At 59.9% G+C, this 14,535-nt stretch carries 15 protein-coding genes; 11 read left to right on the top strand and 4 right to left on the bottom strand.

Going from position 1 to position 14,535, the window contains the following annotated elements; genetic code table 11:
• Nucleotides 1-240: 240 nt before the first annotated feature.
• Nucleotides 241-1,365, top strand: coding sequence for a DUF3089 domain-containing protein (locus AC13GI_RS12665; protein WP_482996445.1), 1,125 nt, complete (start codon nt 241-243; stop codon nt 1,363-1,365).
• Between the two features lie 105 nt (nt 1,366-1,470).
• Here AC13GI_RS12665 and AC13GI_RS12660 read toward each other — a convergent pair whose 3' ends face one another.
• From AC13GI_RS12660 to AC13GI_RS12650, 3 genes are all read right to left on the bottom strand, one after another.
• The gene (locus AC13GI_RS12660; RefSeq protein WP_482996444.1) at nt 1,471-2,520 is read right to left on the bottom strand and encodes a YagK/YfjJ domain-containing protein; all 1,050 of its coding nucleotides are present in this window, start codon (nt 2,518-2,520) and stop codon (nt 1,471-1,473) included.
• Between the two features lie 233 nt (nt 2,521-2,753).
• Nucleotides 2,754-2,984 (bottom strand): helix-turn-helix transcriptional regulator, encoded by a 231-nt coding sequence (locus tag AC13GI_RS12655; protein WP_482996443.1) that lies wholly within the window; start codon nt 2,982-2,984, stop codon nt 2,754-2,756.
• A 406-nt stretch (nt 2,985-3,390) separates the two neighbouring features.
• Nucleotides 3,391-4,398: a Gfo/Idh/MocA family protein gene (locus AC13GI_RS12650; protein WP_482996442.1), complete on the bottom strand. Its 1,008-nt coding sequence runs from the start codon at nt 4,396-4,398 to the stop codon at nt 3,391-3,393.
• A gap of 268 nt (nt 4,399-4,666) precedes the next feature.
• On the opposite strand from AC13GI_RS12650, the gene AC13GI_RS12645 reads away from it, so the two are divergent.
• From AC13GI_RS12645 to AC13GI_RS12625, 5 genes are all read left to right on the top strand, one after another.
• Nucleotides 4,667-5,038, top strand: coding sequence for a hypothetical protein (locus tag AC13GI_RS12645; protein ID WP_482996441.1), 372 nt, complete (start codon nt 4,667-4,669; stop codon nt 5,036-5,038).
• Between the two features lie 23 nt (nt 5,039-5,061).
• A complete protein-coding gene (locus AC13GI_RS12640) occupies nt 5,062-5,652 on the top strand; it encodes a hypothetical protein (RefSeq protein WP_482996440.1) in 591 nt (196 codons plus the stop codon).
• 204 nt (nt 5,653-5,856) lie between these two features.
• Nucleotides 5,857-6,171: a hypothetical protein gene (locus tag AC13GI_RS12635; RefSeq protein WP_482996439.1), complete on the top strand. Its 315-nt coding sequence runs from the start codon at nt 5,857-5,859 to the stop codon at nt 6,169-6,171.
• Between the two features lie 258 nt (nt 6,172-6,429).
• A complete protein-coding gene (locus AC13GI_RS12630; RefSeq protein ID WP_482996438.1) occupies nt 6,430-6,876 on the top strand; it encodes a hypothetical protein in 447 nt (148 codons plus the stop codon).
• 252 nt (nt 6,877-7,128) lie between these two features.
• The gene (locus AC13GI_RS12625) at nt 7,129-7,704 is read left to right on the top strand and encodes a GNAT family N-acetyltransferase (protein WP_482996437.1); all 576 of its coding nucleotides are present in this window, start codon (nt 7,129-7,131) and stop codon (nt 7,702-7,704) included.
• A 106-nt stretch (nt 7,705-7,810) separates the two neighbouring features.
• Here the strand turns inward: AC13GI_RS12625 and AC13GI_RS12620 are convergent, their stop codons facing one another.
• On the bottom strand, nt 7,811-11,035 hold the full coding sequence (locus AC13GI_RS12620) for an autotransporter family protein (RefSeq protein WP_482996436.1): 3,225 nt from the start codon (nt 11,033-11,035) through the stop codon (nt 7,811-7,813).
• A gap of 866 nt (nt 11,036-11,901) precedes the next feature.
• Between AC13GI_RS12620 and AC13GI_RS12615 the strand changes: the two genes are divergently transcribed.
• The 5 genes from AC13GI_RS12615 to AC13GI_RS12595 all read left to right on the top strand — a co-directional run bounded on the left by AC13GI_RS12615 (nt 11,902) and on the right by AC13GI_RS12595 (nt 14,528).
• The gene (locus AC13GI_RS12615; protein ID WP_482996435.1) at nt 11,902-12,579 is read left to right on the top strand and encodes a response regulator transcription factor; all 678 of its coding nucleotides are present in this window, start codon (nt 11,902-11,904) and stop codon (nt 12,577-12,579) included.
• A gap of 235 nt (nt 12,580-12,814) precedes the next feature.
• The gene (locus AC13GI_RS12610) at nt 12,815-13,012 is read left to right on the top strand and encodes a hypothetical protein (protein WP_482996434.1); all 198 of its coding nucleotides are present in this window, start codon (nt 12,815-12,817) and stop codon (nt 13,010-13,012) included.
• On the top strand, nt 13,009-13,671 hold the full coding sequence (locus tag AC13GI_RS12605; RefSeq protein ID WP_482996433.1) for a response regulator: 663 nt from the start codon (nt 13,009-13,011) through the stop codon (nt 13,669-13,671). The genes AC13GI_RS12610 and AC13GI_RS12605 overlap by 4 nt, the downstream gene beginning before the upstream one ends.
• Before the next feature lie 84 nt (nt 13,672-13,755).
• A complete protein-coding gene (locus AC13GI_RS12600) occupies nt 13,756-13,977 on the top strand; it encodes an ATP-binding cassette domain-containing protein (protein WP_482996432.1) in 222 nt (73 codons plus the stop codon).
• Nucleotides 13,974-14,528 (top strand): ATP-binding cassette domain-containing protein, encoded by a 555-nt coding sequence (locus AC13GI_RS12595; RefSeq protein ID WP_482996431.1) that lies wholly within the window; start codon nt 13,974-13,976, stop codon nt 14,526-14,528. Before AC13GI_RS12600 ends, AC13GI_RS12595 begins: the two co-directional genes overlap by 4 nt.
• Nucleotides 14,529-14,535 lie beyond the last annotated feature (7 nt).

The raw sequence follows: 14,535 nt of genomic DNA, 5'->3' as shown, positions 1-14,535 counted from the left end.
GGTGCCATCAACAGACTATTGGTCGCCACCCTTGGCGCTCTTCTTCTAGCGGGCTCGGCTACTGCGGCGGCCCAGGTGTTGGCAACGCCACTGCGTTCGCCCGTGTGGTTGTGTAAGCCTGGGATGCCGAACAATCGATGCAATCAAGATGTATATGGCAATCGAACCGACGCCGTTTCGGCCCCCTCCTCCAGGTACCCCGGCACCGTACTCAACTGGGGCTATCCATTTGCCGGGCCAATGGTGCCTCTCGACACCAGCCGGGTTGAAGCCGACGGCTCGACGTCCGTCGAGCCGCTGATTCCCCAAAGCCCACCTGAGTTCGACTGCTTCTACGTCTACCCAACAGTTGATGTCGTGCAGAATCCATTGCCTCAGATCCTTTCACTTCCTCCGCTGGCGACCAATACCGAGTTCGCCACGCTCCTGTCCCAGGCCGGCCGCCTTGCATCCGCCTGTCGCGTATTCGCGCCCCAGTACCGTCAGGTTCCACTGAGCACCCTGGGCATCGAGTACCTGCTGAGCGGGGACCTTGAGCGTTGGAGCGGGCCCGGCTTTGGCGATGTCGAGCAGGCGTTCATGCAGTACTGGAATCGAGACAACATCGACCCACGCACAGGCAAGCGACGCCCGTTTGTACTTCTAGGCCACTCGCAGGGGGCATTCGCTCTGGAGGCACTGATCAAGCGTCAACTGGATGGCCAGAGCGCAGGGAACGTCGAGCGCCGCAGCTACCTGCTAAGTGCGGTCCTGCTTGGGGGGCTTGTACAGGTTCCCTTCGAGGATCCCTATGCAACCAATCAGACAAGCACCTTCAAGGACAACCGCTTACTGCCTGTGGAGTCCATCCATTGTCCGCAGGCACCAACCACTCAACCTATCGACCGAGCATCCATGAGCATCAATCTAGACACACTCAAGCAGTTCCTCCACCAGCAGCCCTACCTTCAGTTGGCGGTGACAGCAATGGAGTCACTCCAACCGCACTTCGAGGGTCAATCGCAGCTGAAGGTCAAGCCCAGCGGCAGCACGAACTCAGATGAGTTCGAGGTCACACTGGTCGCCCACCCAATGGGTGAGGGGCAGCCGGTGGACATCCTGGTCATGGAATTCTCCAATGGCTGCGTCTCCATTCCCAACATGATCCTCCCTCCGGAGATCCAGTACCGCGGAGCCATGATCGGAGCACTGGGCCAGATGGCCGATGCAGCGGTTCCGCTGAACTATCAGGTCATCGTCCGCGATCTGGTCAGGAGCCAGCATCGCCGGCTGATCATGCGGGGTGCGCACCAGCTGCCCAAGCACGATGAGGTGGCACTCCACACCGAGATGAACTTCCAGCCCTCCACGCAGCTTTCGGCCTAGCCGCGTTGCGCTTCCAGGCGATGGCGATGGTTGGGGCTTGACCATCGCCGTCTGCCTGCACAGCTTTGGCCCCATCAGTGCCACGCGGAAGGCCACATGGCCAGGTTACGCCGCCAATGCCAGCTTCCGCGGGCGCCCCAGCTTGGTTTCGCCGACGGGTCCCAGCTGCCCCTTGCCAAAGATCCGGCCCAATGCCGGCTCATTGAGCTTTACGTAGTAGTCCGCCTTGGCTAAGTACAGGGCCGCATGTTCCAGGTGCGTGCGCTTCTCGAGGTCACCATAGGCCACCATCCCGATGCCTACACCCTTCCTGCGCTCGTAGAAGCTCTTCTGGGCATTGCAGTTCCAATAGCCACCGTCGCCACCGGTTATTTCATTCTGCCAGAGCTCACCCAGCGCCTTGCCGATTGCCACATCCTGCCAGACCTCATGACCGTTGAAGAATGCCATGAAGTGGATGTGGTACGACTTCTGCTGACCGTACTCAAGCTTCCATGCATACCCAACGAGCGCGGGATACCTCTTGCGCAGGGCACGAACCAGCGCTGCCAGATCCCTCTTTACCCGGGCAGGATCAACGTCACCGGAAGCAAGGCTCTGGCGATAAGGGAGGTTGTAGGCGAAGTCCGCACGCACCACGCATAGACGCGCGTTACGTTCGAGGAGCTCATTGATGTAGTCAACAATGGAGCGTGCGTTCTTACGGGCACTCCGCTCTTGGGCACTGACCAGACTGGCGAAGTCGCTGGCAATGGCTCTCTCGCGCATGCTGTCGACCCACCCATTGGCTGCGTCGACGTCGGCATGGCGACCAGTGATCGCATGGGTTCGAAAGCCAATGTACTCCGAGGCCAGCAGGTCGAAGTACGGGCTCAGCTTGTGCTTGCTGTAGAACTTCTGGATACCGCGATAGTCGACCTTGGCGCATTCCTGCACCGCTCTAGCTATGGGATCGGCCACCAGGTAGCCCCCAATGCGCCCCACCTTCAGGGTGAACAACTTGTGCTTGGATCTGACCAAGGCGCGGATGGCCACATCCACCTGGACGATCTCGCGCGGGTAGTCCACAAACGAATCAATGACCAAGACCCCATCCTGGCTCTCCACCAGGCGGTCACTCCATTGGTCGATGAGGTTTTCTTTCTTCTTAAACATGGAATTTCCAGCGCGGCACGTGTGCTGCATCGATCTATTGCCGGGGTCCAGGCTTGGGCTAATCTGGCTCAAGCCAGGAGCCCCCCCAACCAACGGGGGGAACACCCAAGGTATAGAGTCCGGAAAGCGATTCCCTGCTCGGCCCTTGCGGGGAAAAGGTCTAGGCGGCCTTGAAGTGGGCAAACTTAGTGCCCGTCCCGCACCGCCGGTTCTTTGACGTTGAACGGGCGTGGCTATACCCGCTGGGCTTGGCGCTCAGCCATACGTGTCCTGATCCAGTCGTCCACCTCGCTCTCCACCCACGCGACTGCCCCGGCGCTCAGCTTGACGGGTTTGGGAAAGCTGGGGTCGAAGCGCTTGTTGCCTGGCTTCAGGGCTGCGTAGATCGTGGATCGCCGGAAACCCGTTCTGTGCTCAAGCTCCTGACGGCGGATGAGTCGCGGGGTGCTGGTGTCGATTTCCATGGTGTCGCCTCTTGTGGAAGGACCCCCAAGTTATGCACCCATCCGGCACTCGTCACGTACCTTAAGCGCTTAAAGTGCGTTAGCAGGGATGACCGACCAGGCTTTCGGCCGGACCTCGGCCATTGAACTGGTTCCGCGAGGCAGAGTTGGTTCCTGGAACCCCAGCGAGTTGGTTCCGTGGACAGTTTGGAAAGATCTGGACGCCCCCTAGCGTTGGAATCCTGTGGAACCGTATGGCCCGGAACCTGGCGGATGGGATGGATAGGGCATCCCTTCTTCCAACCGTTGCGAGGAAATCCCCCCAATCAGGCATGTGGGGCCGAACGCGACAGTGGTCATCGGCCCGCGCGGTTTGGCGATGCACTTCGCCGAGGGTGGCGGTGGGGCTCAGCGAGCTCCCCACGCCCTAGAGCTGATCGGCATTGGAGTGGGGAAGGCCTCGATACGCCCTGAGAACGCGATCGATCAAGGCGCTGGTTCTAGCAGCTGAACGACCCGTCGAAGGCGAGTGCCCACTACCAAGCAGTTCTGCAACCACTGAAGCTATCAGTGGCTGCTGAATGGCGCTCGGGTTGGTGAACTCGACAACCTGTGTGCCGCTGGAGGTCTCCACCACCACTGGATCGTCCCCAAAGGTTGAGAACCGTACGACCCCGGCGTCCCCGGTGATCTCAACCTCATCTACGGCCCGGAAAGCACTGAAGCTCCATTGGCCGACACCGAGTGCTCCGGTGGCAGTCCGGAAGCATAGGGATACCGTGTCCTCGGCTGCATACAACCCGCCTAGATTGGAGGCCGCACTGCCGACCAGATCGAGTGGCCCCAGCAGGAAGTCCAACAGGTCCAGGGTATGCGAGCCCAGATCCACGAACAGCCCGCCTCCAGAGACATCCGGATTGGTCCGCCAGAACCCGGGAGACTCGCTGGTCGGGCTGTGGGGGCGATGCAGCGTCGTGCGGACACATCGGATGGATCCAATCGCGCCCGAACTGAGAAGCTCCTTCACATAGACAAACCTGGGCAGGGCGCGCCTGTAGTACGCGACGAAGACCGGGACACCGCTCTCCTCGCCTGCTCTCAGGATTCGGACGCACTGCTCATGATCCATCGCCATCGGCTTTTCGATGTAGACCGGTTTACCGGCGGCAATTGCCTTCAGTGCATACAGCATGTGGGTGGAAGGCGGAGTAGCCACATAGATCGCATTGACCTCGGGGTCATTGATCAGCTGGTCTGCATCGTCGTACCAACGCCGAATCGAGTGCCGGCGGGCATAGTCTTGGGCGAGCACCCCATCGCGGCGCATCACGGCCACCACGCGTGAACCAGCCACGCTGGTGAATGCAGGGCCACTTTTCCTCTCGGTGACGCTTCCGCACCCAACAAAGCCCCACTGGATCGTCGAATCAATCATTGAGAGTCACCACGGACCAAGGCGATGAGGCCATGGTATCCACTGTTGCCGGTACTGGCAGGCCAACGACTCGGATCACCCCAAAGCCCTCCTACCTTGGCGGTTGCGGGGGCCAGCCTCGCTCGCGCGCGGACCGTCGCTGGGGACGGCCGACCCGCAGATCCTTTGCCTGGCTCGGCGATCATGTTGCGCGCTACGGAGGCTGGGAAATTCTCCCGGAGCCGGTTAACTTTCCCGATGGCGCCAATGACACTCAGGGAGCGAAGCAATGGCAACCAGGTACTCCAAGCGACGGCCCGACGGCTCGGTCGCCTACTACGACTCAGAAGAAGAAATGTGGGCCGACCAACCCGCGCTGCCTCCTGAGCCCGCCCTGTTTGAGTTTTCCACCTTCTGGGCCGTCATTGGCTTCTTCGCCTCGGTGTTCATCATTGCGTTGACGGTCTACGGACTCGGATTGGGTGAAGGGTGGCCCAAGGTCGTTCGCTTTGGAGCTGTCGTGCTGTCCATTTGTGTCTCTACCTATCTCATAGGCAGAGCTGGGCAGTTCCTCTTCCAGGTATTCTGGGCACTGATAGGGATCAGCTTCGTCCTGGGTGTTCTTGGGGCGATCATTGCCCTGCTCTGGCATTTCGCCTGAGAAGGGCGCGTTTGACAGACTTGATGCCGATGACACTGAGCGAAGCCCTCCAACGGAGCATCGATCGCGAGCAATCGCATCGGTCATCAATGCTCAAGCCGACTCTTGAACTGGATATGGATGTGACTGAAGTACGCAACTTGAAGATTCGCCGCCGCCCCAGCCAGGAGGAAGGCCTGGGCTGCCTCGCCACTGCATTTCGATCATTGGCTCCAAGGACCGGCGGCGAGCTTCTGATGCGCGAACTCTTGGACCACTGGGACTACCCTGCGGCACATGTCATGGACGTGCTCTGGCGTGCGGAGGCACGCAGCTTGATCATGCTGTCCAATCGTGCAGTTGGGCTGGTGATCGTACTGACTGTTGTTGGCGCCAAGCTATTCCTGTCCATAGAGGATCAGCGTGAGTCGAAGACGCCCGCGTCGCCCGATTGGATCAGCCCACCTGAGCCCCTGGATCAGCTGTTCCACGTTGCCGCGCAGTACAAGGAAGCTCACGGCGAAACTGGCCTGAAGGTGATGGCCGAGCAGCTCTGCAGTATCGTGGCGCCCGTTCTTGATGGGCCCCAGGCATGGACGGAGCTCGCCGAGCACATCAAGAAGGCCAGCAGCTAGACGCTTGCAGCCCGCGTATGAATGCGCCAAGGGCCAGCTAGTGGCGGTTCCAATCCCGAACTGCAAGGGCCACATACGACCGCATCGAGGCCATACCTGATCGGGCGCCTTTAGAAGGAATTCTATTCCCGGCCTATGTCTTCTCGACACAAAGTCAGATTGCGCTCGGGGTGAGCGCGGTGACTTTCAGTCAGGAGTAGATTCATGCCCGACTTCACGATCGGCTCATTGTCTTTGGGGTTCGCCCTGATTGTTCCAGCGATCTATTGGTTCACCAGCAAAGGGGTGGCAGGCACAGCTGAAAAGAATGACCTCCCAGCTCCGCAGTCGCTCGCCCCCTATCTCGTAACGTTCTCCATTGCCGGCTTCATCATCGGTGGGCTGATGCAACCTGGGCTGGATCAGATCGTCGAGTGCTCCCGTGACACGCAAGCCGGAGCACATTGTTTCACCAATTTCGATCCCGAAGCCAAAGATGAAGAGGCCTCGGACGCGGAGCAGGCCGCGAGCGAGACCTGATACGTATGCTGGCGAAAATTGCTGCAACAAGCTGCGATCATCCGCTGGTTTCCTACCGGTGTCGGCCACCTAACTGACCGCGCGCCTCATCCAAACCCGCGCCCCTCTGAGGCAGTGCTCGTCATATGGACCTCCATGGACCGCCACTGCGGGACCAGGCCGAAATCCATTGAAGCGGAGAACTTTCGAGGATGTTCGATATCTCCAAACCGAACAACCCACGACCATGCATTCCCCTTCTGAAATTCCCATCAACGCATGAACCTGACCTCTTGGCGCTACATCGGTATCGCCGCACTCATGGCCGTCTGCTTCTCCGTCATCGGCTATCAGGAGCACCAGCGATACTCTCTGACTGAAGGATTGGCAGGTCGAGACGCAGTCGCCTTGGTTACCGAAGTATCGTGGAAGCAACGCAGACTTCATAAGAGCAACTACGTTCTTTCAATTGAGTTTGAGACCGACAAGGGCGAGCTCCGCCACGAGAAGATCGAAGTCTCCAACAAGTTGGGGGAGCAGATGCGAGCCATCGAAGAAGTCGAGGAAATCGACATCCGCTACAACGGCAACGATCCCGCGATCGCGGTGATCAAGGGCGAAGAAAATGACGAAGCGTTCCAGTTGTGGCTGGCCGTCGCCTCGGCAGCAATCGCCCTGATTCTTCTGGCGCTCCGCCTCACCAGCCGACGGCATGCCCAGGACTGAATCCAGGAATCCACCAGGCTTCAGCAGAATATCCCAGAACCATCAGAAGGGCATCGGCCTCAAGCCGGTGCCCTTTCCTGTGTCCGTTAGCACGGGAACCGGCAAGCAACGCTCCATAGCGCTGCCGCCCGAAAATTGACTCGTCAGGGTCGGATCAAGATCAACCCGCCGCTGCCATGAACCTCGGAATGTCATGATGGCCAGCCATATCTGCCAGACTCGGCTACGCCAAGTGCCTGCAGGAGACCGTCATTGAGTCGAGAGCCCATCCTCCAAACTGCACGCCTGCGGCTTGTCGTGGCGACCCCGGCAGATGCCACCCAACTGTTGTCCTATCAACAGACCAACCGCGAACACCTGTCACCTTGGGAGCCCCTCAGGGAGTCTACGTACTTCAGCCTTGAGGCCACTAGCAATCGACTGGAGCAGATGCATCAGGACACCTTCATCGGTGCTGCAGTTCATCTACTGCTACGTGATCACCTCAGCAGCGCGCTTCTGGGTACCTGCAGTTTCACCAACATCATCCGAGGGCCCTTCCAAGCCTGCCATCTCGGCTTTGGCCTGGCGCGGTCGGCTCAGGGACAAGGTCTGATGCGCGAGGCGCTGTCAACGGCACTACCCTTCATGTTCCAACACCATGGCCTTCACCGGATCATGGCCAACTACCTCCCAGGCAATACACGCAGCGCCAAGCTTCTGGCCGCCTTGGGGTTTGAGATCGAGGGTCTGGCGCGAGAGTACTTGATGATTGATGGCATCTGGCAGGACCATCTCCTGACTGCCTTGATTGGACCTACGCCCCAATACGCGGTGCCTGAGGGGTAGCTGATCTCGAGAAGAGGACGGGGCATCAGTACCTGATGCCCCGTACAACGTCATGGGTTTCCAAGCCTGTATCGGCCCATGGGACCGATGCAGACCTGACAAGGCCTTACCAGCTGCGACGTAGACCAACCTGGGCGGTCAGGTTTCGATAGCCACCGCTACCGGACTGCACCCCCATGTCAGCCCAGGCCGACCAATGATCACCCAAGGTCAGCTGAGCACCCGTCTTGATCTCGAGCCGACGCGTCGGCACGCCGCCCTGCAGACGCTCACTATCGAAGTCCAGTGCGTTGTCGCCACCAGCATGCAGCCAGTTGGCCTCGAGGAAAGGCTGCACACGATTGCGGCCAGCATTGGCCTGTCCGTACAGACGCAGACCCACACGCGAGGTCAACCCGCCAGCATTCTCACCATCGATCACCGTACCATTGCGCTCGGTTACCCGATCACTGCGGTAGTCGGTGTAGCTCAGTTGGACCTGCGGCTCCAGGTACAGCGACGAGGAACCAGTCTGACGCAGGGTGAAGGCATAGCCCGCCTCAACCGAGGCTGACAGGGTACGAGCACGATAGCGCTCCTTCTGGAGTACCTCGCCCTGGACGCTGTTGCTGTAGCGGCCATACTCCACCCAGCCATCGACGTAGCCGCCGCCGGCTTCGTCCTGACGCTGCAGCCAAGAACCGTAGACACCAACCGCGTTACCGTGGACCTTGCCGGTAGCCGAGTATCCCGTCAGCTTGGACCGGACCCGGCTGGTCGCATCGCCATTGGCCATCATGACACCCACCACGCCGCGGCTGGACTTGTCCCAGCCCCAGACGTCACTGCCGATCTGTAGGACGTTGCTGTCGCTGCTGACATCGAGCTGATCGCCGATCACTCCATAGTCGGCCTCATTGCGGTTCACCTGGACCCAGGCACCGCGATCATTGGTGACACTACGGTCATGGGCCCTATGCTGGAACAACTGTACGGCAGCGTTCTGATTGGCCAGGTACGCGCCCGGCTCCGGACGCAGTACCGGTACCGGTACAACCGGCGGCAGCACAGGCGGATCGATAGCAGGATTACAGCGCGGGTCGGTCGGATTGACTTCGCAGAAATCAACCGGGGGTTGGATGACCGGGCAGGTTGGGCCAGTCGGATCGGCAATGCACGGATCCACCGGCAGCAGGCTGGACTGCAGGTACCATCCGCCATCCACACCCTTCTGCAGGAAGTACTCGTATTGACCGCCCACGGCACGGCCGAGCAGGTCATAACGCGCGTTGGACGCGCCATCGACCTGGATCAGCTGGATGCCCTGCTGGGTCTGTCCTCCAGCACCCCCGACATTGTTCACCGTCACATCGGCATGGCCATTGGTATCGCCCATGACGTGCAGACGGTCGGTGCGCGCCCCATCCTCACCCAGTGCGCCGTTGAACACCAGATGCCCTGCGCTGGTATCGAAGTCGCCGGCAATGGTCAGGGTGTTGAATCGCCCGCCATCGATAGCCGACAGCGCAAGCGTGCTGTCATTGAGCGCAAGGCTCTGCACGGTCGAGTCACCGGTCACAGTCCACTGGCTGCCGCCGCTTACGCTCATGGCGTTGACGATGTCGGTGGCACCCAGCCAATGCGAGCCCTGGTCCAGGCCAAGATGGACATCAGCGGTCACGGGGATGCCTGCGGCAATGTCCTCGGCAGTAATGACGATATCGCCCTGTGCGTAGACATCGCCCTTGAAAGACAGAACAAGCGGATTGATCTGCGCCGCATCGATCGAAGCAAGTACTCCATTTCCCCCAACCAGAACCGCGCCATTGCTCGCCGACACATGTCGAGTCGAACGGATCCACATCGCGCCATGGTTTGCGCTGACCAGAGAGCCACCGTCAATATCAAGGAAGCCGTTGTTGTTGATCAGCGCTCCATATGCCCCGGCACCTTCGGTGCGAACATGGGTGTTGGTTGACCGCAGTTCGCCGGCACCCTCGCTACGAAGGCCATAGGCACTCTCACCGGTGGTAAGGATGCTGCTGTCGCGCAATGAGACGTAGCCACCCAGACGTGCCACCGCGCCGGTGGAGCCAGCGCCGACAGTGCGGATGTCCACGCCCGACGCATCAATGCTCGCGCGCGAACTGTACTCCTTGGAGGCGTAGACGCCGTAGGCAAAATTCCCCTTGGTGCTAATCGCGCTGTTGGACAGCGTCACCCTGCCGGCGCGTGTATCGATGCCAAGTGCCTGGTCCTTGATAGTGTTCAGCGAACTGTTTGCGATATCTGCCGTGGAATCGTTGGGAACCCAGACGGCCGTGGTTCCAGAGGTGATGCTAACCCCATCCAGGAAGACCTTCTGATTGCGACCATTGAGGTTGACGCCGTCTCCTTCGGAGATGATGGTCACCCCGGTCAGCCAAGCGCTGGAGTTGGGAGCGTGCAGATGAACACCCTCGGCGATCCTGCCTGTTGCCTCAATCCGCCCGCCCTGCATATGGAACTCGCCTCCACTGACATCAACGCCGTTGGCACCTTCTCCATAGGTGAAGATATCGGTGTTTGACATCCTGACGATGCCTCCACCCACGGCAACGCCAAATGCGTTGTAACCATGGGTGACTAGGGTACTGTCCTGGACATCAAGCGAAGAGTTGGGCTGCACGTTGATGGCCCACGCCGAGTTGCCATGGGTGGTGAAAGTGCTGTTTCGTACCGTGCCGTTGTTGCTTCCAGCACCATTGGATCGGCTCATCCGCAGCCCGATACCCGCCATGCCGGTCGTTTCCACGTTGACACCGTTTACCTCAATTTTGCCCTCATGGGATTCAATGGCGTTGCCATAGCTTCCTGAAGTGCTGATGCGGGCGCCTGTGATCTGAGCGCTCGCCCCGGACTCCACGAGCACTCCAACGGCCTCATTTCCGGACACGTTGATCTGCACATTGCCCACATTGGCCGTGGAACCCCCACTGACCTGGACGCCATGGCCGTATCGACCCTGCGTGCTAATGACCGTCGATTCGCCATTGATCTCAACATGTGCCCCACCAGCAACGGAAACGCCACTGGCGCGATCACCGATGGTGCTGATGCTGGCATCAAGCAGTTCAATCCGACTACCCGCACCCTCAGCACGTGCAGCGGCAGCGCCTGCGCCACTGGTGCTGAGAGTGACGGGGCCGGCCGGCAGGATCTGCCCGCCGTTGAGTGCATAGAAGACGTAGCCTGCGGTGCTGCCCGGATCAACCGGTTCGGAAGTGGCGTAGTCACCTGCGGAAGGATTCTGGGTATCGCCATCGGCGACAACCTGCTGGGCATTGGCATTGGTGGTTAGCGCCAATGCCATGCTGACTGCCAGTGTAAGAGCATGTGGAGAACAGGCGGTACTAGGACGCACGGAAATACTCCGATGTGGGGGAGATGAGCGGCGTCCCTGCCTGGAAAAATGACGCTGCTTTGCCCAACACCTGCCCGCGCGACCTTCAGGGAGGGCGCGAACGCAGATGATGTCCCGGCCAGCCCCGCCATGCAGTCACGACCCGTCAGATGGTCTGCACTGCGCGGAGCCAGCCGGAAGCGCGCAACGATAGGAGGCGCGGCAACCCCCAAGAATCGACAATGTTCGAAACTCACAGTCGACGGCGTTCCCATTCAGCGAGCGGACGGATCCGGGCTGGCTATCGGCATTTCGACGGCCACATCGACGCCTGAGCTGGTGCTTTTCCCCACTTCAGCCATACATGACATTCCATGTATGGCTACTTTTGAAAAAAGACGAAATGCGCCGATGTCTGACACCAAGTGCTGCGCAGCCCCGAGCGGCTCGCTAGACTTCCACCCACAGTCTGGAAATCGACAAGATTCGATGTTGTCGTGGCAATGGATCGCCAACTGCACGCCCGTGACGGCATCTTCAGAGTTGCCATGCGTGACAGCGGGACCATGCAGCTTCTGGAGCAGGGGAGCCCTGCAGTGACCAACGGGCAAGCCACTGATCGGCCGGCCCTACAGGCGATGTGGCGCCGGAGCCAGGCCTGACCGCCTGCGGAAGTCACCCATTCCTGTTCAAACGAGCCGGGGAAAGAAGGGGCGGGGCACCGGGCTGCCATCGTGAGTGCGAGATGTCGATTCAAGCAGCAATCGCGTCGATCAGACGCATATCGCCTGCTCCGACGTATCGACGCATCCCACTCCCAGTAGAGGCGCCCCGCCATGACAATCGAACTTATCCCTGCAGTCACCCTTGCCTTGCTAGATGATCACAGCGTTGTACGCAGCGGACTGGCACTTCAGCTGGGCAGCTACCCCAACATTCAGATCGTCGGAAGTCATGCAACCAGCCAGTCACTTCTAGCAGGGCTCCAGAAACTGCCTGCCGACGTCATCCTGACCGATTTCGCGCTCGGCCCACACGATGTCGATGGCCTGAACCTCATCCGCAACCTTCGTGTTCGATATCCATCGAGCAAGATCGTGGTGTTGACGGCACATTCCAACTCCGCCACGCGATCTCTGGCCATTCAAGCCGGTGCACATGGCTTCGTCGGGAAGCAGCAAGGACTTGAGGACATCCTGCTGGCCATCGCCGTTGCGTTGGAGAACTCCATCTATCTTCCATCCGCCCCCCTTCCCAGCCCCCGCACGGACGGGGAGACAACGCCGCACCCCGCCTGCCTGGAGCTTGTATGCCATGCAGAGCTGACGGCACGGGAGTTTGAGGTTCTTCGGTGCAGCCTGGATGGCCTGACCAATGCCGAGATCGCGCAGAAGTTCTCCAGGCAGCCCAGTACCGTCAGTACCCAGAAGCGGGCCGCCTACAAGAAGCTCGGCATTCGCAACGACAATGAACTGTTCAAACTTCGCCATCTCCTCCATAAGGACGACGAGTGATGCGCCGTTGCCAGGGGCAGGAGCTCTACCTGGAGATCGATCCAACCAAACCGCAGCTGAGCGGGGACCCTGCGCGGCTGGAGTCGCGCCCCTTTTTCGACTTCCTTCTATCCAATCCCTGCAACGATTCGCAAATACTTCGGGCCAGCTCACTGCACGTCTCATTCTATTCGTCAATAGATGGGGCCGACAGGAAGCAGCACTCCTATCGGCACCCAACCACGAAGGCTTCTGCATGTACACATCGCGCACCCCACTGCTGACCATACTCGACGACTTTGTGATGACACTGCTCAGCCTGTCGGCGCTGGTTGTGGCGATGATGCCCTGCATCCTGCAACAGGGGGCTGTTGCCTTCTTCTACGGTGGAATTGCGTTCATCGCCCTCACCAGCTGCATGGTTCGCATGTACAACGGAGTAAGCCGACATTGACTGAGCATGCTCAAAACTGCGCGCCCAGGGCTCGCATCCTGATTGCAGACGATCATGAGGCCGTGCGGGTGGGAATCCGTGCCCTGTTGAGCACGGTCAACGGTTGGACTGTGGCCGGTGAAGCATCCACCCCCGGGCAGCTGATGACGCTGGCAGACTGCCGAAGCTTTGATGCCGTTGTTGTGGACTACAACATGCCCGACCCACTGCACCGCGATGGCCTTGAACTTGTTCGATGGCTTGCAGATCATCCACGCAAGCCGCGGATCGTGGTGCTCACTGCGCTCACCAATGGCCCGCTTCTGGAGGCGACACTTCGCGCCGGAGCCTCAGCGGTAGTGATAAAGACATGTCCCCCAACTTGCCTGACCAATGCACTTTCATTTGCACTGCTTGGGGGGCGATACGCATGCGAACACGCCAAAAGCCATCTGGCTGATTCTGAGAAGTGCCTAAGCGCCGCGCTTACCACCCGCCAGATAGACCTGGTTCGCCTGCTGTCCAACGGCAGCAGCTTGTCCGACATTGCCAACAACTGGAGCCGCAACATCAGTGGCGTCAGCCATCACAAGCGTCAGGCCATGGCTGTGCTCGGCGTGAAGGGAAAGCTCGCATTGCGGAGCTTGGCCGTCCATCTGGGTCTGGCTACCCACCATTGATTTCGTACCACCGCGTCCCATTGCTCCGCCCATCAGACAGATTCACACTGTTGCGCGACTGCCAAGTCCCACTGGAACCCGACCATGCCCATGGAAATCTCCCACCTTGAGTTTCGCTACAACAGCGAGGTGATTCTGCAGGATGTGTCTCTGGAGGTACCGCAAGGTGCAAGGATCGCGGTTCTAGGTGACAACGGCAGCGGAAAGTCGACCCTGCTCAAGCTTCTCGCCGGCCTGATCCTGCCAACAGAAGGCAGCATCCACCACGAAGGCGCAGGCGCAGTCGGCTATGTCCGCAGGTATTGAACGACGACGGCTCGCTCAGCGGCGGGGAGCGGGTCAGCGGTGCCATCAGCCAGGCCCTGGCCGTCCACCCTGATGTTCTGTTGCTGGATGAGCCCACCAACCACCTCGATCGCGACAAGCGTCGGGCGTTGCTGCGCATGCTCAACGGTTTTGATGGAACGCAGATCATCGTCACCCATGACCGCGAGTTAATCGAGCGTATCTGTGATCGTCTTTGGATCGTCAGTGCCGGTACCGTCGAGGTTTTCAATGGCAGCTACAGCAGCTGGCTCGCTGAGCAGCAGATCCAACGCAGCTCGCTTGAGAAAGAGCTGCAACGTCTGCGACGACTCAAGACCGAAGCGCATGAAGACCTCATGCGTGAACAGAACCGCGCCGCCTCCTCACGGCAGCGTGGGATCAAGAGCATCCAGGAAAGAAAGTGGGCGACGGTGCGCTCTGCCGCCAAGCTCGATCGCGCTGCCACACAGCAGGGCGCAAAGGTGCTCAGCTTGCTGCCCGCCAGCAGCAGCTCACCGATGAGCTCGCCGAACTCCCTCGCGATCGCGTGATCGTGCC

The sequence above is a fragment of the Stenotrophomonas sp. 82F1 genome (genome assembly GCF_056861525.1).
This window is presented reverse-complemented; position numbering and strand designations above follow the sequence as displayed.

Coding starts and splice junctions, on each gene's coding strand:
- AC13GI_RS12650 (WP_482996442.1), bottom strand. CDS start 4,398: ATGATTGATTCGACGATCCAGTGGGGCTTTGTTGGGTGCGGAAGCGTC.
- AC13GI_RS12630 (WP_482996438.1), top strand. CDS start 6,430: ATGAACCTGACCTCTTGGCGCTACATCGGTATCGCCGCACTCATGGCC.
- AC13GI_RS12645 (WP_482996441.1), top strand. CDS start 4,667: ATGGCAACCAGGTACTCCAAGCGACGGCCCGACGGCTCGGTCGCCTAC.
- AC13GI_RS12665 (WP_482996445.1), top strand. CDS start 241: ATGGTGCCTCTCGACACCAGCCGGGTTGAAGCCGACGGCTCGACGTCC.
- AC13GI_RS12660 (WP_482996444.1), bottom strand. CDS start 2,520: ATGTTTAAGAAGAAAGAAAACCTCATCGACCAATGGAGTGACCGCCTG.
- AC13GI_RS12620 (WP_482996436.1), bottom strand. CDS start 11,035: ATGGCATTGGCGCTAACCACCAATGCCAATGCCCAGCAGGTTGTCGCC.
- AC13GI_RS12610 (WP_482996434.1), top strand. CDS start 12,815: ATGTACACATCGCGCACCCCACTGCTGACCATACTCGACGACTTTGTG.
- AC13GI_RS12655 (WP_482996443.1), bottom strand. CDS start 2,984: ATGGAAATCGACACCAGCACCCCGCGACTCATCCGCCGTCAGGAGCTT.
- AC13GI_RS12640 (WP_482996440.1), top strand. CDS start 5,062: ATGCCGATGACACTGAGCGAAGCCCTCCAACGGAGCATCGATCGCGAG.
- AC13GI_RS12635 (WP_482996439.1), top strand. CDS start 5,857: ATGCCCGACTTCACGATCGGCTCATTGTCTTTGGGGTTCGCCCTGATT.
- AC13GI_RS12600 (WP_482996432.1), top strand. CDS start 13,756: ATGCCCATGGAAATCTCCCACCTTGAGTTTCGCTACAACAGCGAGGTG.
- AC13GI_RS12615 (WP_482996435.1), top strand. CDS start 11,902: ATGACAATCGAACTTATCCCTGCAGTCACCCTTGCCTTGCTAGATGAT.